General features: G+C 43.6%; 30 protein-coding genes. 25 read left to right on the plus strand and 5 right to left on the minus strand.

Annotated elements, in window-relative coordinates; genetic code table 11:
• The first annotated feature begins 25 nt into the window (after positions 1 to 25).
• The gene (locus RCG24_RS20450; RefSeq protein ID WP_374049109.1) at positions 26 to 871 is read left to right on the plus strand and encodes a TIGR01457 family HAD-type hydrolase; all 846 of its coding nucleotides are present in this window, start codon (positions 26 to 28) and stop codon (positions 869 to 871) included.
• On the opposite strand, the gene RCG24_RS20455 is transcribed toward RCG24_RS20450, so the two are convergent.
• Positions 827 to 1,333, minus strand: coding sequence for a phosphatidylglycerophosphatase A family protein (locus RCG24_RS20455; RefSeq protein WP_308077898.1), 507 nt, complete (start codon positions 1,331 to 1,333; stop codon positions 827 to 829). The two genes, RCG24_RS20450 and RCG24_RS20455, sit on opposite strands and share 45 nt — an antisense overlap.
• A 192-nt stretch (positions 1,334 to 1,525) precedes the next feature.
• Here RCG24_RS20455 and yutH point away from each other — a divergent pair, with 192 nt between their 5' ends.
• Positions 1,526 to 2,257: a spore coat putative kinase YutH gene (gene yutH / locus RCG24_RS20460; RefSeq protein WP_308077899.1), complete on the plus strand. Its 732-nt coding sequence runs from the start codon at positions 1,526 to 1,528 to the stop codon at positions 2,255 to 2,257.
• A 354-nt stretch (positions 2,258 to 2,611) separates the two neighbouring features.
• Here the strand turns inward: yutH and RCG24_RS20465 are convergent, their stop codons facing one another.
• Positions 2,612 to 2,851 carry a NifU family protein gene (locus RCG24_RS20465; RefSeq protein ID WP_235888318.1) on the minus strand — a complete coding sequence of 80 codons (240 nt, stop codon included), beginning with the start codon at positions 2,849 to 2,851 and terminating at the stop codon, positions 2,612 to 2,614.
• A 146-nt stretch (positions 2,852 to 2,997) separates the two neighbouring features.
• Here RCG24_RS20465 and RCG24_RS20470 point away from each other — a divergent pair, with 146 nt between their 5' ends.
• Positions 2,998 to 3,324 carry a YuzD family protein gene (locus RCG24_RS20470; protein ID WP_308077900.1) on the plus strand — a complete coding sequence of 109 codons (327 nt, stop codon included), beginning with the start codon at positions 2,998 to 3,000 and terminating at the stop codon, positions 3,322 to 3,324.
• 37 nt (positions 3,325 to 3,361) lie between these two features.
• On the opposite strand, the gene RCG24_RS20475 is transcribed toward RCG24_RS20470, so the two are convergent.
• Positions 3,362 to 4,429: an NAD(P)/FAD-dependent oxidoreductase gene (locus tag RCG24_RS20475; RefSeq protein WP_308077901.1), complete on the minus strand. Its 1,068-nt coding sequence runs from the start codon at positions 4,427 to 4,429 to the stop codon at positions 3,362 to 3,364.
• Between the two features lie 239 nt (positions 4,430 to 4,668).
• On the opposite strand from RCG24_RS20475, the gene RCG24_RS20480 reads away from it, so the two are divergent.
• The 4 genes from RCG24_RS20480 (at position 4,669) to RCG24_RS20495 (ending at position 7,451) form a co-directional block, all read left to right on the plus strand.
• Positions 4,669 to 4,908: a YuzB family protein gene (locus tag RCG24_RS20480; RefSeq protein WP_202655657.1), complete on the plus strand. Its 240-nt coding sequence runs from the start codon at positions 4,669 to 4,671 to the stop codon at positions 4,906 to 4,908.
• Positions 4,909 to 5,036: 128 nt separating this feature from the next.
• Complete coding sequence (locus tag RCG24_RS20485; protein WP_308077902.1) at positions 5,037 to 5,402, plus strand: HesB/IscA family protein; 366 nt, start codon at positions 5,037 to 5,039, stop codon at positions 5,400 to 5,402.
• Between the two features lie 184 nt (positions 5,403 to 5,586).
• Positions 5,587 to 6,606, plus strand: coding sequence for a tyrosine-type recombinase/integrase (locus RCG24_RS20490; RefSeq protein WP_308079229.1), 1,020 nt, complete (start codon positions 5,587 to 5,589; stop codon positions 6,604 to 6,606).
• Between the two features lie 170 nt (positions 6,607 to 6,776).
• On the plus strand, positions 6,777 to 7,451 hold the full coding sequence (locus tag RCG24_RS20495; RefSeq protein ID WP_308077903.1) for a helix-turn-helix domain-containing protein: 675 nt from the start codon (positions 6,777 to 6,779) through the stop codon (positions 7,449 to 7,451).
• Positions 7,452 to 8,083: 632 nt separating this feature from the next.
• Here the strand turns inward: RCG24_RS20495 and RCG24_RS20500 are convergent.
• Positions 8,084 to 8,554, minus strand: a complete 471-nt coding sequence (locus RCG24_RS20500; RefSeq protein ID WP_308077904.1) for a DUF559 domain-containing protein — start codon at positions 8,552 to 8,554, stop codon at positions 8,084 to 8,086.
• Between RCG24_RS20500 and RCG24_RS20505 the strand changes: the two genes are divergently transcribed.
• From RCG24_RS20505 to RCG24_RS20520, 4 genes are all read left to right on the plus strand, one after another.
• Positions 8,543 to 8,755 carry a helix-turn-helix transcriptional regulator gene (locus RCG24_RS20505; protein ID WP_308077905.1) on the plus strand — a complete coding sequence of 71 codons (213 nt, stop codon included), beginning with the start codon at positions 8,543 to 8,545 and terminating at the stop codon, positions 8,753 to 8,755. The genes RCG24_RS20500 and RCG24_RS20505 overlap by 12 nt on opposite strands.
• Positions 8,756 to 8,935: 180 nt before the next feature.
• The gene (locus RCG24_RS20510) at positions 8,936 to 9,124 is read left to right on the plus strand and encodes a hypothetical protein (protein ID WP_308077906.1); all 189 of its coding nucleotides are present in this window, start codon (positions 8,936 to 8,938) and stop codon (positions 9,122 to 9,124) included.
• Positions 9,112 to 10,284 carry an FtsK/SpoIIIE domain-containing protein gene (locus RCG24_RS20515; protein ID WP_374049110.1) on the plus strand — a complete coding sequence of 391 codons (1,173 nt, stop codon included), beginning with the start codon at positions 9,112 to 9,114 and terminating at the stop codon, positions 10,282 to 10,284. Before RCG24_RS20510 ends, RCG24_RS20515 begins: the two co-directional genes overlap by 13 nt.
• Before the next feature lie 70 nt (positions 10,285 to 10,354).
• Positions 10,355 to 10,936 (plus strand): hypothetical protein, encoded by a 582-nt coding sequence (locus RCG24_RS20520; RefSeq protein ID WP_374049166.1) that lies wholly within the window; start codon positions 10,355 to 10,357, stop codon positions 10,934 to 10,936.
• A 10-nt stretch (positions 10,937 to 10,946) separates the two neighbouring features.
• On the opposite strand, the gene RCG24_RS20525 is transcribed toward RCG24_RS20520, so the two are convergent.
• The gene (locus RCG24_RS20525; RefSeq protein WP_308077909.1) at positions 10,947 to 11,165 is read right to left on the minus strand and encodes a helix-turn-helix domain-containing protein; all 219 of its coding nucleotides are present in this window, start codon (positions 11,163 to 11,165) and stop codon (positions 10,947 to 10,949) included.
• 371 nt (positions 11,166 to 11,536) lie between these two features.
• Between RCG24_RS20525 and RCG24_RS20530 the strand changes: the two genes are divergently transcribed.
• The 14 genes from RCG24_RS20530 (at position 11,537) to RCG24_RS20595 (ending at position 17,764) form a co-directional block, all read left to right on the plus strand.
• Entirely contained in the window at positions 11,537 to 11,836 is a 300-nt protein-coding gene (locus RCG24_RS20530) for a hypothetical protein (RefSeq protein ID WP_308077910.1), read from the plus strand.
• A 1-nt stretch (position 11,837) separates the two neighbouring features.
• Positions 11,838 to 12,086 carry a hypothetical protein gene (locus RCG24_RS20535; RefSeq protein WP_308077911.1) on the plus strand — a complete coding sequence of 83 codons (249 nt, stop codon included), beginning with the start codon at positions 11,838 to 11,840 and terminating at the stop codon, positions 12,084 to 12,086.
• A gap of 267 nt (positions 12,087 to 12,353) precedes the next feature.
• A complete protein-coding gene (locus RCG24_RS20540; RefSeq protein ID WP_308077912.1) occupies positions 12,354 to 12,476 on the plus strand; it encodes a hypothetical protein in 123 nt (40 codons plus the stop codon).
• A 34-nt stretch (positions 12,477 to 12,510) separates the two neighbouring features.
• The gene (locus RCG24_RS20545) at positions 12,511 to 12,996 is read left to right on the plus strand and encodes a DUF3102 domain-containing protein (protein ID WP_308077913.1); all 486 of its coding nucleotides are present in this window, start codon (positions 12,511 to 12,513) and stop codon (positions 12,994 to 12,996) included.
• Positions 12,993 to 13,427, plus strand: coding sequence for a hypothetical protein (locus RCG24_RS20550; protein WP_308077914.1), 435 nt, complete (start codon positions 12,993 to 12,995; stop codon positions 13,425 to 13,427). The genes RCG24_RS20545 and RCG24_RS20550 overlap by 4 nt, the downstream gene beginning before the upstream one ends.
• Before the next feature lie 28 nt (positions 13,428 to 13,455).
• Positions 13,456 to 13,779, plus strand: a complete 324-nt coding sequence (locus tag RCG24_RS20555; protein ID WP_308077915.1) for a hypothetical protein — start codon at positions 13,456 to 13,458, stop codon at positions 13,777 to 13,779.
• 339 nt (positions 13,780 to 14,118) lie between these two features.
• Complete coding sequence (locus tag RCG24_RS20560; protein ID WP_308077916.1) at positions 14,119 to 14,325, plus strand: helix-turn-helix domain-containing protein; 207 nt, start codon at positions 14,119 to 14,121, stop codon at positions 14,323 to 14,325.
• A 12-nt stretch (positions 14,326 to 14,337) separates the two neighbouring features.
• A complete protein-coding gene (locus RCG24_RS20565; protein WP_308077917.1) occupies positions 14,338 to 14,877 on the plus strand; it encodes a helix-turn-helix domain-containing protein in 540 nt (179 codons plus the stop codon).
• Between the two features lie 258 nt (positions 14,878 to 15,135).
• On the plus strand, positions 15,136 to 15,624 hold the full coding sequence (locus tag RCG24_RS20570; RefSeq protein ID WP_308077918.1) for a hypothetical protein: 489 nt from the start codon (positions 15,136 to 15,138) through the stop codon (positions 15,622 to 15,624).
• Positions 15,625 to 15,710: 86 nt separating this feature from the next.
• A complete protein-coding gene (locus RCG24_RS20575; RefSeq protein WP_308077919.1) occupies positions 15,711 to 15,926 on the plus strand; it encodes a helix-turn-helix domain-containing protein in 216 nt (71 codons plus the stop codon).
• A gap of 76 nt (positions 15,927 to 16,002) precedes the next feature.
• The gene (locus RCG24_RS20580) at positions 16,003 to 16,170 is read left to right on the plus strand and encodes a hypothetical protein (RefSeq protein ID WP_308077920.1); all 168 of its coding nucleotides are present in this window, start codon (positions 16,003 to 16,005) and stop codon (positions 16,168 to 16,170) included.
• 156 nt (positions 16,171 to 16,326) lie between these two features.
• Entirely contained in the window at positions 16,327 to 16,773 is a 447-nt protein-coding gene (locus tag RCG24_RS20585) for an HNH endonuclease (RefSeq protein WP_308077921.1), read from the plus strand.
• A gap of 353 nt (positions 16,774 to 17,126) precedes the next feature.
• Positions 17,127 to 17,345 carry a hypothetical protein gene (locus RCG24_RS20590; protein WP_308077922.1) on the plus strand — a complete coding sequence of 73 codons (219 nt, stop codon included), beginning with the start codon at positions 17,127 to 17,129 and terminating at the stop codon, positions 17,343 to 17,345.
• On the plus strand, positions 17,345 to 17,764 hold the full coding sequence (locus tag RCG24_RS20595) for a hypothetical protein (RefSeq protein ID WP_308077923.1): 420 nt from the start codon (positions 17,345 to 17,347) through the stop codon (positions 17,762 to 17,764). Before RCG24_RS20590 ends, RCG24_RS20595 begins: the two co-directional genes overlap by 1 nt.
• Positions 17,765 to 17,767 lie beyond the last annotated feature (3 nt).

Genomic DNA, 17,767 nt, shown 5'->3' on the forward strand with positions numbered 1-17,767 from the left:
ATTTAGACATACTGGAGTGAATGTAGTGAAAAAGTATAAAGGATACCTCATTGATTTAGATGGAACAATGTATCGCGGGTCGGAGCGAATTGAAGCTGCTTCTGACTTTGTGAAGGGGTTGAAGCAAAAAGGGATTCCTTATTTGTTTGTTACCAATAATTCTTCAAGAACGCCGGCACAGGTTGCCGAAAAACTTATTGGCTTTGATATTCCTGCAGCACCAGAGCTCGTGTTTACCACCAGTCAAGCCACTGCTAATTACATATATGAGTGTAAAAAAGATGCCTCCGTCTATGTCATTGGTGAAGAAGGAATTAACACTGCGATTTCTGAAAAAGGATTTCACCCTGGCGGAGAGCATGCTGACTTTGTTGTAATGGGCATCGACCGCGCGATTAGCTATGAAAAATTGGCGGTTGCCTGTTTAGCGGTGAGGAATGGGGCCACTTTCATTTCGACGAACGCCGATATTGCCATTCCAACTGAAAGAGGATTGCTGCCGGGAAATGGTTCATTGACATCTGTCGTTGCCGTTTCCACCCAAACAAAACCGATTTTTATTGGCAAACCGGAATCGATTATTATGGAGCAGGCTTTAAAGGTGTTAGGGACACCGAAGGAAGAGACGCTGATGGTCGGCGATTATTATGATACCGATATTTTGGCGGGGATGAATGCCGGAATGGATACCTTATTGGTTCATACCGGAGTGACAACAAAAGAACTGTTGGCGGGATACGAGAAAAAGCCGACATATGCCATTAATTCCTTAATGAATGGGAATTTTAAAAAAACAGGATGGGTGTGCTGCACCCCATCCTGTTTTTTAATCTTTGTCAATCCCCGCTGCTCTGTGTGCCAATCTGCTTGAGGCAGCAGCGGCAATAGCCCCGACAATATCATCTAAAAAGGTATGAACCTCTCCGGTTGATTTATCATTTAAGTGAGCCAATATCCCTGGCTTTTGTTTATCAATATAGCCATAGTTAGTAAAGCCAATTGAACCATAAACATTAACAATTGAAAAGGCCAGAATTTCATTTACCCCGTACAAGCTTTCATCCGTTTCAATAATGGTTTGCAGCGGTTCTTCCAGCATCCCTTTTTCTGCCAACATGTCTAGTTGAATCCCGGTTATAATGGCGTTTTGGACCTCACGTTTTGTGAGCACACGCTCGACATTCTCGATACAATCTTCCATTTTTAAATTCTCATGATATTTTTTCTGTAAATAATAGACCAGTTCGGCAATATCCTTAATTTGGACACCCCTTTCTTTCAACCATCTGCGGGCAGTTTCTTCAGTCAGGTCAACTTTTTTATTATCTGCCATTCCTACTATCACCTTTTCTGTATAATTTGGCTAATCCCATACTCCCATTAATTTATCATATGCAAAATGAGGAAAAACAATCAACTAAAATACATTGCTAATTGCTATTTTTTAAAATAAGGAGGTCAACAAGTTTTTTGGTGTTGCTACATATACATGAGTTTAGAGGGGAAAAAGAAGAGGTGGAACACAATGTTACCCACACTGTTAGAAACTCATTATGGGATCACGGCTAAAGAACAACTCAAAATGAAAACCTATGATGCCGTAAGAGGAAATGGCTGGATCTACATCATCACCAATCCCAACAATCGAGAAGAAGCCGATGTCATCGAATTAAGCGGAATCTCACAGCATTTAAGGTCGTATGGCGACAAACAGGTCCCGATCATTATGCAATCAAAAGACAGGAGCTATCTCACTAATTGGGAGCAGCAAAAATATTGTGTACTGGCAATAAGAGAAGTTGACCGCCAAAAACGGCACACAAAATTAGGGAGGAGGCTGGCCAAATTCCACGAACGCGGCAGAAGGGTGCCATTTCAAATAGAACGGACCTCGAGGATCGGTCAGTGGAAGGTACTATGGGAAAAACGGCTTGAACAGATGGAAAAAGTTTGGAATGGCTTGCTGTTTCAAACTCCTGAGGACGAATTTGAACGGATGTTTATTGAATCGTTCCCTTATTATATGGGCTTGACCGAGAATGCCATTCAATATTTGGTCGATACAGAGCTTGATGACGAGCCGCAGCCAACTGACAGCGGTACCGTTTGTCATGAACGTTTTACCGCAAAAACGTGGGGGAAAGCGATCATATCAAAAACCCGTTTGACTGGGTATTCGATCATCGCAGCCGTGATTTGGCCGAATGGACAAGGGAGCGATATTTCCGTAATAATCAAACCTATGATGTTGACGTAAAGCAATTTTTTGCTGAATATCAAAGCATTGCCCCATTATCTTCGTTTTCATGGCGGTTGTTGTTTGCACGGCTGATTTTCCCGCTCCATTATTTTGACTGTGTTGAAAGTTATTATGGATCTCAGTCAGAGCAGGAAAAAAGGTCATTGGAAGAGTGGCTCAGCAAAATCATTAAACACTCAGCGGAGAACGAACGTTTTTTGGCAGGCTTTTATCAAATCAGCGGGGCTCCGCTTCACAGAATGAATCTCCCTTTGTTGGAGTGGTTGTATCAATAACGATATTTTCGGAAACGAAACACTGGATGAAAAAAAGCGATTGCCGCTGTTAGCCGCAATCGCTTTTACCATCATATTAAAAGACTTGTTCAACTTCGACAATTCCAGGAACTTCTTCAAGGAGTGCTCTTTCAATCCCTGCTTTCAGTGTGATTGTAGAGCTTGGGCAGGATCCGCATGCACCTAATAAGCGAAGTTTCACGATACCATCCTCAACATCAATTAGCTCGCAATCTCCGCCATCGCGAAGAAGAAATGGACGTAATTTATCTAATACTTCTGAAACTTGTTCAAACATTTCTTGTTCTGACATCATAATCGACTCCTTTCCTACATTATATTATACTGACACCAGCTTGAAAAATCCATTATCAGAAATCGGGGAAAGGTACAATTGAGTAATTTTCTTATATTTAGATTATGAATATAGTAAAATAAAAGAAAACGGTGAGGAATGATGTTATGGAATTTACTGAAGTGGAAATTATTCTATATGGGGCTGAACAATTATGTCCAAGCTGTGTGAACCTGCCGTCATCCAAGGAAACATATGAATGGCTTGAAGCAGCCATTTCCCGGAAATTCCCCAAGCAGCCATTTAAAATCAGCTATGTAGATATTTATCAGCCCCCAAATGATCCGGTCAAAGCAGAGTTCGCCAAGAGAGTCATTGAGGAAGATATGTTTTATCCTGTGGTTCTTATTAAGGAAAAGGTCGTAGGCGAAGGCAACCCCCGGCTTAAAACGATTTTTGCCGAGCTTGAAAAATACGGTTATAAAGCAACATGATGAAGAAAAGGCTGACCAAAGGAGTCAGCCTAATTTCTTATCCATTATGGAATTTGTATAACCATAAGACCCCTGACTTTAACAGCCTGGCGACACGGCCAGTTATGGCCCGGTCGGCCATGACGCCAAATCCCTGTTTTTTTCCAAGCGAACCAAGGACACCCTTCAGTTTAATCGGCGGGAATTCAACAGGTGGTTCTTCTCCATTCCAGCGCTTTCTTAACACCTCAACGATTTGCACGGCTTGCCCCTCAGCCAGTTGGGCACTCGGTGCATGCGGCAGGCTGGCACAGTCCCCCACAATGAAGATATGTTCATCCGTAGGCAGATGGTGTCGTGGTGTGATGACCAATCTTCCGGAACGATCTTTTTCCGTATCGATATTTTGTACAACTTTATTAGCTTGAATCCCAGCAGTCCAGACAATGACATCACAGTATATCGGATTGTCATTATTGTAAAGTGTATTTTCTTCTACTCTAGTAATATTGGAGTTGTTGATAATTTCTACATTGTGTTCTTTAAACCAACCTTCAACGTACTTGCTCAAACGATCCGGAAAGGCGGAAAGAATATGCTTACCACGGTCAAATAATTTAATGTTAAGGTCACGGCGGCTCTCCGTTAATTCACTGGCAAGCTCCACTCCGCTAAGTCCAGCACCAACAATACCAACAATCGATCCTGGTCCTAAATTATTCAAGGCTGAGTACGTTTGGCGGGATTTTTCAATACTTTGTATACTATAGGTAAATTGTTCGGCACCGGGAACATCATGATACTTATCCTCACAACCTAAGCCAATCACTAAATCATCATAATTAAGTGGTTCCGCATCTTTTAAAATAACCCTTTTGTTCTGCAACTCCACTCCAATGACTTCGGCAAATTTCACTCTAAGCCGGGGATGCTCAGGAAAGTCAACCCGAACTTCTTTGTCGGACACCGTACCGGCTGCAAGCGCATAATATTCCGTTTTTAAACAATGATATGGAACCCGGTCAACTAACGTAATCATGACGTCTTCCGGCAGGTTATTGGGAAGAAGTTCATTAAGGATCTTCATGCCCCCATAACCGCCTCCAAGAATTACTAGATTTTTCATTCTGATTCCCCTTTGTTTAACCATAATAATGTTAAATTCCCAAAAAAATACTATAAGAATAGTAATTAAATGAATAGTTTTGTTCAACTCTCCCCATTTTGCACACAATTATGAGTATATCGAAAATATGTCAAAATAACAACACTTATACGTTCTATCTTGACAAATATACTAAAAACATGGTATTTGACGATACTGTTTAAAAATAGTAGGATAAATTATTGTGGAGAGGTGAAAGTATGTTCAAGCCAATCATTGAATTTTGTGTCAGCAACTTGGCTGAAGGTTCACAGAAGGCATTAGAAAGATTAGAAAAAGATCCAAATTTGGATATTATAGAATATGGATGTCTAAGTTACTGCGGGATTTGCGCCAGGTCTCTTTATGCCCTTGTTAACGGGGAAGTTGTGACCGGTGAGACAGCGGATGACTTGGTGGATAATATTTATCAATACTTGGAAGAAAATCCAATGTTCTAATATCGGGGAGCGGATCGCTCTCCTTTTTTAGTACAAATTCATATACTAATACAGAAGTTGGATTGCTTGAGTAGTTTTGGGCAACTGTTTATACTAAAGGAAAGCCTCAATGAAGGAGGGGAAATTTCTTGAGTAAGGATATTATCTTTTTAACGGAAGCTGCCTCACTGCAAATCAAAGACATGATGAAGCATAATGAGGAAGAAGATGCTTTTCTGCGTGTTGGGGTAAAAGGTGGCGGCTGCAGCGGTTTATCATATGGTATGGGCTTTGACCATGAGGTTAACAAAGGTGATTACCAGTTCGAACAATATGGCATCCGCATTTTAGTCGATAAAGAAAGCGCCCCCATTCTCCAAGGAACAAAGATTGATTATAAACAATCGATGATGGGTGGCGGCTTTACCATCGATAATCCCAATGCGATTGCTTCCTGCGGCTGCGGTTCATCGTTTAAAACCGCGACAAATGCAGGCGCGCCAACGGATTGCTGACCGAGATATTAAACGGTAATCGAAGCGGAAACAGCAGGCGGGGTTGCGGATAACGACTAAAAATCCGCGAAAAACAACCTCACGATTGAATAAAAACAACCCGAAAACGGGCGGTAAAGGGTTATTAATAACGACCTTTCTTAGCGATGAAATAAATTCGTCGTTAGGGGAGGTCGTTTTTGTTTTGGCGCTAAAGAAACGAACACGCATAAATAAACTTGCTAATTCTTCGAAAACTTATCCGACGCTATCATTCGACCAGGCAATCGACGTAGTCGTTTCCGGTAAACGCGCGGAGGGAGTACGAGACAGAACAATAAAAGACTATGTAAAAATGTGGGGCTATTTTACCGATTGGTTATTCGCTAACTATGAAGTTAAAACGGTGGACGAGTTGGAAGCGGATGTTTTTCGGAATTACATTAATTTCATGAAATACGACAAAAAACGTTATGACGGACATAAATACATTGACGCAGGTAAGCAAGGCATTGGGCTTGCAGATACGACAATTAACATTAATCTTCGCTGCTTGCGTTCATTATTTAATTATTTACAACGTGAGGAACTGATCGAAGTAAATCCGATGGAAAAGGTTCGCTTAATCCGCCAGGACGTAGATTTGACGAATTGCCTAACGGATGATGACGTTAAAGCGATCTTAAAGCAGCCCAATTTAAAGGACTTCGTTGGATACCGTGATTTTGTGGCGATTAACTTGCTATTAGATTCGGGCTTGCGAATCAACGAATTAATCGAGCTAAGAGCGGCAGACATTGACTTTCAATCGCGGTTTATCACGCTGCAAGGCGAGCGAAATAAGAATAGAAAGCCGCGACTAGTGCCTATTTCAACGCATGTAATGAAACTGTTATTACAGCTACTAACCGAGAACAAGACGCACTTTAAAACGGACAGAGTATTTCTGTCATGCTACGGTGAACCGTTAGGAATGAACCAATTTAACAAGCGGTTGAAATATTACGCTGAGAAAGCCGGCATTAAGGGGAAAAAGGTAACGGCACATGTCTACCGCCATACCTGGGCGAAAAATATGATTCTCGCAGGCTGCGACCCGTTTACCTTGCAAAAGATAGGCGGTTGGGCAGACATTCGAACGATGCGGCGTTATATACAGATGGACACCGAGGAAATGCGACGGAGTCATGACGATTATTCGCCAATTAATCGCTTTAAAAAATAAAAATCCATAAAAAAAGAGCGCCAGCCGTTCACAGCGGCAAGCACCCAACACAAGTTACTTACATAATAGCGAAAAAAAGCGTTAAAGTCAACGTTTGTTTAGTCGTGATTAGTTAACCAAACATATATTCTCTACTGTTGGGCAGGCGTTCCGGAAATGGAGCCGGAATTATGAAAACAATCGAAGAACTAAACGCAGCAGTTAGCGAGCATCGTCGCAACAATGAACTAAGCGCCACCGAGCGCGAAGTCCTCGACGTGTTGTCGCGCCATTCATGTAAAGACGTCGGCCGGTCGTGGCTGGCTAAGTCAACGATCGCGGAACTGGTCGGCAAGTCACGCCGCACGGTTATCCGCGCCTGCAATCGCCTGGAATCGCTTGGCATTATCCGCCAGTATAAACGCATGCGGCAAACCGGCGACAAGCGCCAAACCAGCAATTTAATCGTAATACAGGCGCCGCCAGCGCCAAGTGTCACACCGGCATGTCACACCGAAGAAACTCCGTCAAGAAACACAAATAATACATATAAAGCTACGGCAGGCGCGTTAAAACGGTCTATTCCTGCGCCATTATTCAAGGCCTTGGCGCCGTACTTTAACGACGATGAAATGTACCGCGCGGTTGGCATTCTTTACCGTGCTAAGGCCAGCGTTGATCGCAGTATCACGGTCGAGGACCACGCTAGCGAGTTTATTGACGGCTTGCAGTCGGTTATATTTGCATACAAGCGCGGGCGTGTGCGCAGTCTATTCGGCTGCCTTTACGCTGCATGGCGACAAGTTGCCGTCGAGATTAAGCGCAGGGAAGTATTCGCGGACATGTACGACTGGCTTGCGTCTTAAAAACGCTAGGAGCCATCGGAAGTAAACGTGTTGATTCGCGGGGAAGTATACAATTCCGATATTGTTACTCGGATATATAATAGAAGAAACTCGAATATTTGCGTAACATTTCTGTTCAACATTACGCAACATTTGGCCGTTTTTTACTTCCGATTTTAAGCAAATTAATCCGCACCGACCGTCCAGCGGACACGCCCGTCCAAAACTCAGGGGGTTTGCCAAATAGCGTCGACATATCGCTTGCATGACGGCTTACAGCGGAATGAATACGATTGCATAAATAACCGTTTATCATTACGCATAATAAACATTTTACGTAATAATCTATATGTGGAATAGCGTCATATCAACGCTTAATCGTTACGTAAATAAAAGCTTCATGCAATATTTTATACATCCGCATAGTGGAGCGGTTTGTTGGCGCTTGTAATCGGTTTGTTACCAGCTACCGCTGCATAAAATAGGGCGGTCAGTGGCGGCATTATGAGACTTGCAAAAGCGCGTTAACGTCGAATATCCGCGTTGTTTGAGCAGTTTACATGTCGGATGCACTCAAACCCCCCAAGCCCGGCATAATTTCGACCGTCATTTGACGTTTTCAATTTGCGAGCAATTTTTCGAACTCGGGGTGATTACCTTACATCCTGCTCTATCCGCTCGATCGCCTTCGCCAGTTCTCCGTTAATCTGCCGGCCACTAAATCGCATCACCTTCCATCCCTGCGCCTTTAAATAACGATTCTTACGCCTGTCTCGCGCCTTCGCTTCGAGCGATGAATGATACGTCTTACCGTCACATTCTATCGCGATACGAGGGCCATATAACGCCAGATCAATATGATATTTTCCGCATGGCACCTGTGTATTAACTTCGTATCCTCGCGATGTCAACGCATCGTATAACCGCCTCTCGATGTAACTTTCGCATTTATTACGGGGATTTGCTGGCGCTGGATCGTGTTTAGAGCGGAATATGTACGCCAGTAAGCCAGCGGCAAGCAAGCCGAAAAATACAATATACTCAATCAATCGTAGCACCTCCAAAAAGGAATTAGCCGCTATTTGTCGAATTAATATAGCGAGGTGACCGCAATGACCGTACATAATAAATTGAAGGAGCTGCGCCACGATCACCGCATGAATCAAACGGAGTTTGCCGAGTTTCTCGGAATTAGCGTTTACTCCTACAATCGCTATGAGAACGGCACTCGGATACCAGTGCTAGAAGTGGCGCTGCAAATTAGCGAGAAGTTAAAACGACCAGTTAACGATATTTTTTATCGCGTGAATGAGACGTCAAAATAGGCGTCTACTTCTCGGCATGGACTTTGCCAAACGGAAAAATTTTAGCCGAACAGGCAATATTACCACAGTATCTACATAGGTTATTAACAAGTAGCTACTCATTAGCATTACCGCAGTTTAAGCTTTATGGACGTTGACAATTAGCAAAATAGGAAATCTGTTAAAAAAGGAGGAATTCGAATGTTATTCGGGCCTAGCGTAATAATTGCAGGCGGCAGTTTTATTGCGGTCGCCTTGCTCGACAGAATAGCCGACAACTTCGGCATTACCTGGCTTGGTGTCGCGTTAAAGTTAGCCGTTCCGCTTGCCGCAATGGCACTGGCTGTTTACTTTCTCGAAACAAATGCGCTTGTGAGGTGGCTGCGTTGACCTTATGGGCGAAGTTGAAAGCGAGGCACAAATTAATAAAGGCATTTCGCGCCGGCAATATCCACCTTACGTATAAAATGATCGACGGCACCGACCGCACTATTCTACCGAAAATCCACGCAGTAACAATAAACGATTCCGCAACTACTCTAATATTTACGCTACCAAACGGACTCAATCCAGACTTGTTAAAGAAGAATTTCTACGTATTTCAGCAGCATTTTGGCAAAAATATCGAACTATCCGGAGAAATCAAACGCTACACCTTGCGAATAAATCACGACTCACTGCCGAAAGTATTGCCATACAATTACGCGACGTTACAACCGCACTTGGAAGGCGTCGAAATGCCGATCGTATGCGGCAAAGATAGCGCTGGCAAATGGATGATTTATGACGTGATAACCGAGCCAAATTGCCTTATTTCCGGTGAGCCTGGCGCCGGCAAGTCGACGCAATTACGCAGTATATTAACGACGTTAATTCAACGGAAATCGGCAGACGACTTGCACATATTTTTAGGCGACTTGAAAATGAGCGAATTTTTCCTCTTTAAAGGCGTCGCACACGTCAAGAGTGTCTGCGTTTATCCGGAGGACATGGCGCGAATGCTGGCGCACTTACACAGCGAAATGAAGCGACGGGGCGAACTGCTTAACAAATACAAGGTAACGCACGTCATGAAGCTACCGCCAACCGTTAAGGTGCCGTTTATTCTGCTCGCGATTGATGAATTCGTCATGATTATGGACGACCGCGAAATGAAGCGAATTATCGTTCAATTGGTCGCGCTTGGCCGTGCACTCGGCATTTATTGCATACTGTCGCTACAACGTCCGTCTCACGACATACTCGATACTAAGATTCGTGGGCTTTTAACTGTTCGCATGGGATTCCGGACGACTGATTTTTCTAACTCGCGGATAATTGGAACGCCAGGGAGTGAACGCATTAGCAAAGAAACGCCCGGGCGATTCCTTATTAAACGCGATGAATTAACGGAGCTACAAGCGCCATACTTAACCGAAGAAGATGCGGAGGCTATTCTTGCGAAGTATAAAGCGGATGGCTGGACGGATATGATCGCAAGGGTGAGCTCGTCGGAAATTCCGATAAACAAAAGTGAAGAACTAACGGAAAGCGACGTATTTTACGACTAAATGGGAGGGAGTAACATTGCTGACTAAACGTGACAAGGCGATAATCCGCGACTTGAATAAATTTCGCGTTATGGATCGTGACTCGATAGCCGAGCTACATTTCGCAGGTTTAAAGAATCCGGTTACGGCAGCGAATTCTGTTTTGCTTCGCCTGCTTCGCGACGGCCATATTCAGCGGTCAACGAGCTTTCAGCCTTATGTTTACTTCGGGGCTGACACGCAGATAAAAAAGAACAGCGCTAAAATAGGCCACTGGCTTGCAATTTTGAACGTATATAAGGAAATGCGAAGCTTTGGCCGGCTGGAAACGTTTCTTGTCGAGCCTAAATACGGCCGCAAAGGCAATGCGGAGCCGGACATTTTCGCAATCTATCGAAATACGCCGTTTTTTATTGAAGTGCAAAAGTCGATATACTCGGAAAAGCAAATGGCAGATAAGATGGCGCGATATGTTGACTTTTACAATGCGGGCATTATGCCGAAACCGTTCCCGCACATTCTTATTTTATCCGAACAGCGTTATGCGATTGATGGTAGCTATCCTTTCAAGGTATTTCAATCTGAATCGTTCGCGAAATTTAATCGGTCATTAACGCAAAAGCCAGCGCAGCCGGTGCCAGCCGGGCGTGGAATAAAAATAGTTGTGCAATAAAAAAGGCGCCTTAGTTGGCGCTTTCTTCGTCTACTAATATTAAAATGTCTTTAATTTCTACGCCTAACACTTCGCAAATTCTTCCGATCGTGTCGCGTTGGTACTGCTTTGTTTCATCATTGTATAAACGACGCAAAGTTTCAAACTTTAGCCCGGACATTTCTTCTAATTTTCGAATGGAAATTTTTCTCTCATCCAAAATAGCTTTCAAATTAGATTTAGCACGCATGTTAATTCCTCCTCGAAATTAATTATATTATAAGTCGACTAAAAAAAGTAGTCGAAATGTATTGACAACGGAATATTGTCAGGTTATTATTAGGTTACAGACAACAAAATGTAGTCAGATGGAGGGCGAATAAAATGGGTTACCTGATGGCGTACTTATATTTTATTGGTGCAGGCATCATCGCAACTATTTTCGTAAAGGCGGTGATTAGCGGTGAATAAAAACGTCAAACACATCGCATTTTACACTCGCAAGATCGCGCAGCTAGGGGCAATTCATCCGTCGAGACGCACAGCAAGACACGACAAACGCAGCGAACGCCTTAAACAGTACAAGCAAGCGCTAAACAAGCGACTAAAGGAGGAAGCGAAATGACACCGATTAAATTATTGGCGCATGATTTTGACGTCGTTGCTGGCGAACACTGGCAGGAGGAACTTGATGCGTTCCTTGTTAGCGATAACATTGTTGTCCGATTTGAGGACGATCACGAGCTAATTGTGTATAAATTTCCGCAGTCACTTGCCGGTCGAAGTTCCGTTGATTATTGGCCAGGTGATGGCCGTGTTAAGAAAATGACCGTATTTTTTGATCGTGTAACTCGGTGGCAGCCGTTTGACTTGGCGAAACCGTTCAGTGAAATAATAATCGAATTAATGGAGGCTAAATAAAATGGGACAACTCGTAAAGGTGGAGTTTTTATTTAACGGTGTCGTCGACGAAACCGAGAGCGATCGTGGCTTATTATTAGGCGATAAAGTGCTAGTGGCAAGGCGGGGCGCTGGCGTTTGCTTGTATGACGCGTTGCCATCACAGCTGGGCGAGCCTGGCGTCGTGATGGTTGATCTCGACAACGGCAGCGGTGACTACTTGGACTGTAGTCAGGAAATGTTAATCGATATTATTTACAAGGTTGTTTAAAGGATGCCATCACTATGGTTGGCGACATAGTGGTGACGGTGGCGGTGGATTGAGCGTACTGTTGGCGCAGTACGACCTTACCACTTAAAGTTCGTATTCTGTAGGCGAGAATATGAGCGAATAAAGTTCCGGCGCGGCAACGTTGGAACTTTTCTTTTTAAACTGATGATCGCGGAACACGGGGCGGAGGTTGTGCGGAAATTTATCGATGGGTGCTTCGAGGAATATCGCCCGACCGCACAATATCCCGGACTTAACTTCGCGTTCATGTTTACGTATCAGCGCAGCCGGATATTACCGAGAGTGTTGGCGCAAGTGGCGGAGGAGCAACGGAAGGTGGAACGCCAAGAGCCGAAAGTTGACGTTGAAGAATTGGCGGAATGGTTGTAACGAAATATAAGGAGGAAATGGAATGTGTGAATTAATGAAGGGCGGTGGCACGAGTGAACTATCGCAAGACATAAACGTTATAACTGCGGAAATCAACGCATATCAACGTGTGGCAGGCGAAGCAATATTCGAGATTGGCAGACGGTTGAAACACGTGCGGGAGTCAATATTTACGGAGAAAGGACATTTATCGGGAAAATGGTCAGAGTGGTGTAAGGAAATAAATATGAACGTTACTACGGCGAAACGATTCATTCAAGTATATGAAAAGCTGGGAGACAACCGTGACACGTGGCACGGGTTAAGTATGAGGGTGCTTTACGAAATCGCAACCTTACCGCATGAACAGCGCGAGCAACCGCACACGATCCCGTCAACAGGCGAAACAAAAACAGTCGACGAAATGACAGTACGAGAGTTGCGAGAAGTGAAAAAAGCATTAAAAGCCGAGCAAGAAGCGCGCAAACTAGCTGAACAAAAACAAGAATTAGCCGAAAGTGAAGCAGCGACTCTAAAATGATGGATGCTGCAAGAGAATTAGAACGGTTAGAACGAATGAAAGACCCTATGCAAAATTTTGCAGACGGTGATAAGGGCACCACTAGAGATAAGGTTGCTGAACAAATAGGTTTAGGTAGCGGGGAGCAACTAAGAAAAGCGAAATTTATCGCAGATAACGCCGACGATGAAACCATTGCGAAACTAGACGAAGGTGCGAGCAAGCGGAGCAACGAGAACGTATGGCACAACGCGACTAAGAATCGTCGAAGAACTCGGAACATCGATGTTCCGAGCAACGAGAACGTATGGCACAACGCGACGCCGACATCTTACGTGACAAACTCGAGTCAATCGAGGAAAAAGAGCCGGAGATACGTAAAAAATTTTCTAAACTTGTCCCAATTTTGGGCGGTTTTTTGGGTATGTATAGTGAATGGCGAAAATGATTAAGATTTTAAAGCGAGGGGAGCGATTGATTATGAGTAATGTTGTTAGTTTGGGAGCAGAACTAATAAAGCGAATTACACCGGGGGAATGGAAGAACGCTATCGAATTAGCTATTAAAGAGCGTCCAAGATTGGAATTGGAACTTAAACAAAAATTAATAGATTCCGGGATTGTATCCATAAATGAACCTTCAAGAGGTAAGTATTTATTCATGGGGATTTTTATGGAAGAAGGGTGTGAACCTATTTATATATGGGCGGACTCATCAGAAGAAGCAATGATTTACGGTGCTGAATATGACCTTTGGATGTGCGAACAGGTAATCGATGAAAACGGAAATATCGCAGAATGGTAAAACGCCCGGAACTCGTCGGGCTTTTTGCGAAAAATTGAACGGAGTGGCTTACTTTCACACCAAAATGCACGTATTAACATATGAATGGGTAACGCTCGCCAGCGATGTCGGGATTTTTTTAAATGCAGTTTTATTACCAATTGTGGGAATACGGCTTACTTTTTTCCGAATAGTTGGCCTTATAAGTAGAGGGCGGTTTAAGTAGCGACAAAAAGGTAATAGTGAAATAGTCGCAGTAAATTTATTTATTAATAGGATGGCAGAGTTACCCTCATGGCTCTGCTATTCTCTTTTTTTGCGTGAGGGTAAACAAAATTAGAATTTTAAGGGGAGATTATTATGAATGCAAAAGTATTTCGTTTTATCCGTCAATCAAAAGGGTTAACGCAACAAGAGATGGCGGACATGCTAGGCGTTAGTAAACCGTTAATTTGTTTGATCGAGCGCAACAAAAAGAATATCAGCGATAAAGTAAACCGTAGATTACGAGAAACGTTCGGCCACGAATATATAGAGAAATGCCGCGCGTTTTTAGAGCAACAATAGGGAGGAGATTACATGGGGGATAAGAAGGAAAAAGAGTACCCGTTTAAAATTTCGGAGTACTATTCGCCTGGGCTTAACAGTTTAAAGCGAATATATACACAACATCCGGATTTTAACGGGAATGTCCGATTGATCTACGAGTTACTATTTGATAATTGGAACTCGGATTACGGTTATGCGTTTCCAAATATATGGAAACTTGCAGAAGAATCCGGACTAGGGGAGGCGACAGTTAAACGATGTATTAAAACGTTGGTCAAGCTCGATTTAGTAGAAAAGAAGAAATCAACTGTCGCGCAGAATAACGTTTATATCCTCAAGAAGCCAGTTACAACGATTGAAGAACTAAAAGCGAAGTTTCCGGAGGTTGAGCCGTATATGAAAGAAAGACTTGCGAAAATAAGAGCGAGCGAGGCGGCCAGCAAGGCACGGTTTGCAAAGAAAAAGCCCGACGCTGGGAACGTCGAGCCTGCGAAAATATCTGATAGCACTAATATAGCATCGGGAAAGACAGGCGGTCAAGACATAAATGGACTAGACAACTGGCTTTAATTATTCCTACGTATCATTTTGATACGTATATACAGATCATTTTGATACGTAGCTACGTATCATTTTGATACGTTAAATAAATATACCGAAATAAATATACCGAAATAAATATACATTGCGCCATATTCGCTAACGCTCATATGTCGCTGCGCTTATATGGTATTTTTCGCAAATGTTTTTCTGAAAGAAAACCAAATAAAGATACACGCTACGTATCATTTTGATACGTAGGCATTACAGAAACGTGGGGGAATAAACATGGGGGAAATCATTTACAGACAACCGGGAGGAGGCGCTATCGAGTTCGCGAAACAATTAACGGAAGGGCTAACACGAGAGCAAGCGGCGCCGGTAATTGCTGCGTTATTAAAAGGCGAGCTGCACGACGCATCGGACAAGCGCATTAAACGTTGCCAGTATTGCGGTTATTACTGGCGCGATGATAGTTTGCGTAATACAAGGCGGACATGCTCGGACGATTGCAAACGGAGCATTAAAACGATGCAAAGGGCCCGACAACGGGCCGACGCTGAACTGCTTAATCCAAAACCGCGCAAACGTGTCTTAATGGACGATTATGTATATTGGACGGAATATCCGTACTGGATTAATGAGTACTCGATGGTAAAAATAGGCTGGAAATACGAAAAGCCGGATGGCCTTGCGGTGATGGATTATATCGAGGCAAAGCGAAGTATTTACGGAGAAGGTAACCGCAATAAAATGACGATTGACTTCGATTTTTAAGTGGCGACAAAAAGGTATATGTAGAAAAGCCCGTTACAGGGCGGTATTTTTTAGAAGTTTGACGGAATAAAAGGGAGGTTATAACGATGAACGGAATAAAAGCGAAAGCACTCCGTTATTATGTCGGAGAGTCGATGGAAGTATTTGGCAAGCGCATCGGAGTTGCAGCGAGTACAATTTGCGCGATTGAAAATGGCCAGCGTGATTTATCTGATTATGTTCGCGCTAAACTAATTCGTCTTGAGACGCAGATGCCGGACGAATTTTTTATTTTTTACGAACGTTTTTGTGAAAGCACATAGGTAGCGCATTATATCATTTTATTAAGTTTTTTTATATTTTAACTGAACTATCACAAGAAAGTCAAGAGGTGAGCGAGTGGATAAGGGAACGCGAGTTGAGCTACTTATCGCCTATTTGCAAGCGTTATGTAATGCAAGCAGATCAGGCGTTAAAGTTTACGAGGAAATCCGCAGGGTAATAGCGGGAATAGAACAACTATTGAGTGAGGGAGAGAGTGAGAATGGAGAAGATTTTTACAAGTAAATTGACGTTTTGGGCATTACTGGCGCTATACATGATTGGCGGTGTTGCGGTGTGAGAACTTGCACACGATGCCAGCAATCGAAGCCGTTAGACCAATTTTACAGCGTCGACCGTAGCCACTGCACCGACTGCGAGCGCAAAACAGCGCGCTGGCGAATGCAGCGGCAGAAAAATAAAATCCGCACTGCCTGGCGCGACGCAAAGAAGCAAGCTAAAAAATACGGCGTCGAGGACACGTTAACGCTTGACGAAGTTGCTTATATTTTCGCATTATCGGGCGGGCGATGTGCTTATACCGGCAAGTTTGCGGTCAAGCCGACGCTGGAGCATATTATCCCGATGTCACGCGGAGGGGCTAACGCGGCCTGGAACGTGATTGTCGTCGACTTCGCGCAAAACTATCAAAAGCAAAACACGGATCCGTCGGATTGGTTTCAATTTAACTACGGCTACAAATTCGAGTCGGAAATCGTAGCATTAATGGCGGCACGTAAAGGCGTAACCGTCGAGGAGATGCAAGCGGAGTTACTTGAGTTACAGCGTAAATATAGCGAGGAGTGGTATCGCAAGCATGTTACTAAAAAGGCGGTGGCTGGCGGTTGAGCTATTACCCACGCGATGAACAAGAAACCATTTACCATTACGACGCAATCAACGGAACCTGGCGCGTTTATTCGACTTACCCGCCACATATCCGGAAAATACTGGGCAATTCGCATATTATACGGACACACAAAGACGCAGACGGGCGCGTGATTGCTGTCGAAGGCTATGCAGACGCTAACCAAGTGCGGTTATATAAACCGAGGTTGTAACGGCATTTTTGGCAGATTAGTAGACGGGTAGACTTATTATACTCGGCGATGATTAGGAGTGTAAAAAAGCGGGTTGCAAGCCTGAAATTTTAGCAAATACAAGCTAATAGCACGCCTAAATGCTAACGGGAGGGACTGGCGATGAAACGCGATAAGTTAAACATCATGGTATGTTTGCCATGTGCTGAAATGCCGGCAAACGATAGATTAATAGTTGTTAAGGCGACAGACGGCAAGAGAACGCAATTTATTAAGTTTGGGCGGCATACGTCAATGAATACGATCATGTTCCGGACACCAAGTATTTTTATAGATAGGGCCTACGATGAAAGACGTAAAAGACGGAAGGTGAGGGCTTAATGGTCGAATGTCTAACGCTAGTTAATGAGTATTGGGGCAACAACTATTCCGGCAGTTATTTCGAGCGAGCTGGCGAGCATATTTTCGGCCTTGTCCGTAAGGCGATAATTCGTTTTGAAGTAACGCAGACCGATGACGGCAGTTATAACACGTTTTTCGAAGTTGTGGCGCCACATGGTGAGGTTGTTGCAACCGAAAAGCGATACGATGAACGGTATTTATCGAAATATACTGCTCTAATGGGAACGATTGAGCAGGCAAGAGATAGGGCGATAATGTTTGGCGCCATGTCTTTGAATTTGACGCTAGAAAATGGGCGAAATGTTGAAGATTATTTGACGTATTTGCAAGCGCAGGAGACACGGAGACTTAAAGACTTAGAAACTACGGAAGGTGAAAAAGAATGTCTTTGTTCTTAAAAT

Source organism: Neobacillus sp. OS1-32 (assembly GCF_030915425.1).
In the GTDB taxonomy this organism is placed as follows: Bacteria; Bacillota; Bacilli; order Bacillales; family Cytobacillaceae; genus Neobacillus; species Neobacillus paridis.

Coding starts and splice junctions, on each gene's coding strand:
- yutH (WP_308077899.1), top strand. CDS start 1,526: ATGTTACCCACACTGTTAGAAACTCATTATGGGATCACGGCTAAAGAA.
- RCG24_RS20520 (WP_374049166.1), top strand. CDS start 10,355: ATGGATCGTGACTCGATAGCCGAGCTACATTTCGCAGGTTTAAAGAAT.
- RCG24_RS20495 (WP_308077903.1), top strand. CDS start 6,777: ATGAAAACAATCGAAGAACTAAACGCAGCAGTTAGCGAGCATCGTCGC.
- RCG24_RS20590 (WP_308077922.1), top strand. CDS start 17,127: ATGAAACGCGATAAGTTAAACATCATGGTATGTTTGCCATGTGCTGAA.
- RCG24_RS20505 (WP_308077905.1), top strand. CDS start 8,543: ATGACCGTACATAATAAATTGAAGGAGCTGCGCCACGATCACCGCATG.
- RCG24_RS20565 (WP_308077917.1), top strand. CDS start 14,338: ATGGGGGATAAGAAGGAAAAAGAGTACCCGTTTAAAATTTCGGAGTAC.
- RCG24_RS20470 (WP_308077900.1), top strand. CDS start 2,998: ATGGAATTTACTGAAGTGGAAATTATTCTATATGGGGCTGAACAATTA.
- RCG24_RS20510 (WP_308077906.1), top strand. CDS start 8,936: ATGTTATTCGGGCCTAGCGTAATAATTGCAGGCGGCAGTTTTATTGCG.
- RCG24_RS20585 (WP_308077921.1), top strand. CDS start 16,327: ATGCAGCGGCAGAAAAATAAAATCCGCACTGCCTGGCGCGACGCAAAG.
- RCG24_RS20500 (WP_308077904.1), bottom strand. CDS start 8,554: ATGTACGGTCATTGCGGTCACCTCGCTATATTAATTCGACAAATAGCG.
- RCG24_RS20560 (WP_308077916.1), top strand. CDS start 14,119: ATGAATGCAAAAGTATTTCGTTTTATCCGTCAATCAAAAGGGTTAACG.
- RCG24_RS20480 (WP_202655657.1), top strand. CDS start 4,669: ATGTTCAAGCCAATCATTGAATTTTGTGTCAGCAACTTGGCTGAAGGT.
- RCG24_RS20545 (WP_308077913.1), top strand. CDS start 12,511: ATGAAGGGCGGTGGCACGAGTGAACTATCGCAAGACATAAACGTTATA.
- RCG24_RS20555 (WP_308077915.1), top strand. CDS start 13,456: ATGAGTAATGTTGTTAGTTTGGGAGCAGAACTAATAAAGCGAATTACA.
- RCG24_RS20595 (WP_308077923.1), top strand. CDS start 17,345: ATGGTCGAATGTCTAACGCTAGTTAATGAGTATTGGGGCAACAACTAT.
- RCG24_RS20455 (WP_308077898.1), bottom strand. CDS start 1,333: ATGGCAGATAATAAAAAAGTTGACCTGACTGAAGAAACTGCCCGCAGA.
- RCG24_RS20570 (WP_308077918.1), top strand. CDS start 15,136: ATGGGGGAAATCATTTACAGACAACCGGGAGGAGGCGCTATCGAGTTC.
- RCG24_RS20550 (WP_308077914.1), top strand. CDS start 12,993: ATGATGGATGCTGCAAGAGAATTAGAACGGTTAGAACGAATGAAAGAC.
- RCG24_RS20530 (WP_308077910.1), top strand. CDS start 11,537: ATGACACCGATTAAATTATTGGCGCATGATTTTGACGTCGTTGCTGGC.
- RCG24_RS20475 (WP_308077901.1), bottom strand. CDS start 4,429: ATGAAAAATCTAGTAATTCTTGGAGGCGGTTATGGGGGCATGAAGATC.
- RCG24_RS20540 (WP_308077912.1), top strand. CDS start 12,354: ATGTTTACGTATCAGCGCAGCCGGATATTACCGAGAGTGTTGGCGCAA.
- RCG24_RS20535 (WP_308077911.1), top strand. CDS start 11,838: ATGGGACAACTCGTAAAGGTGGAGTTTTTATTTAACGGTGTCGTCGAC.
- RCG24_RS20525 (WP_308077909.1), bottom strand. CDS start 11,165: ATGCGTGCTAAATCTAATTTGAAAGCTATTTTGGATGAGAGAAAAATT.
- RCG24_RS20465 (WP_235888318.1), bottom strand. CDS start 2,851: ATGATGTCAGAACAAGAAATGTTTGAACAAGTTTCAGAAGTATTAGAT.
- RCG24_RS20575 (WP_308077919.1), top strand. CDS start 15,711: ATGAACGGAATAAAAGCGAAAGCACTCCGTTATTATGTCGGAGAGTCG.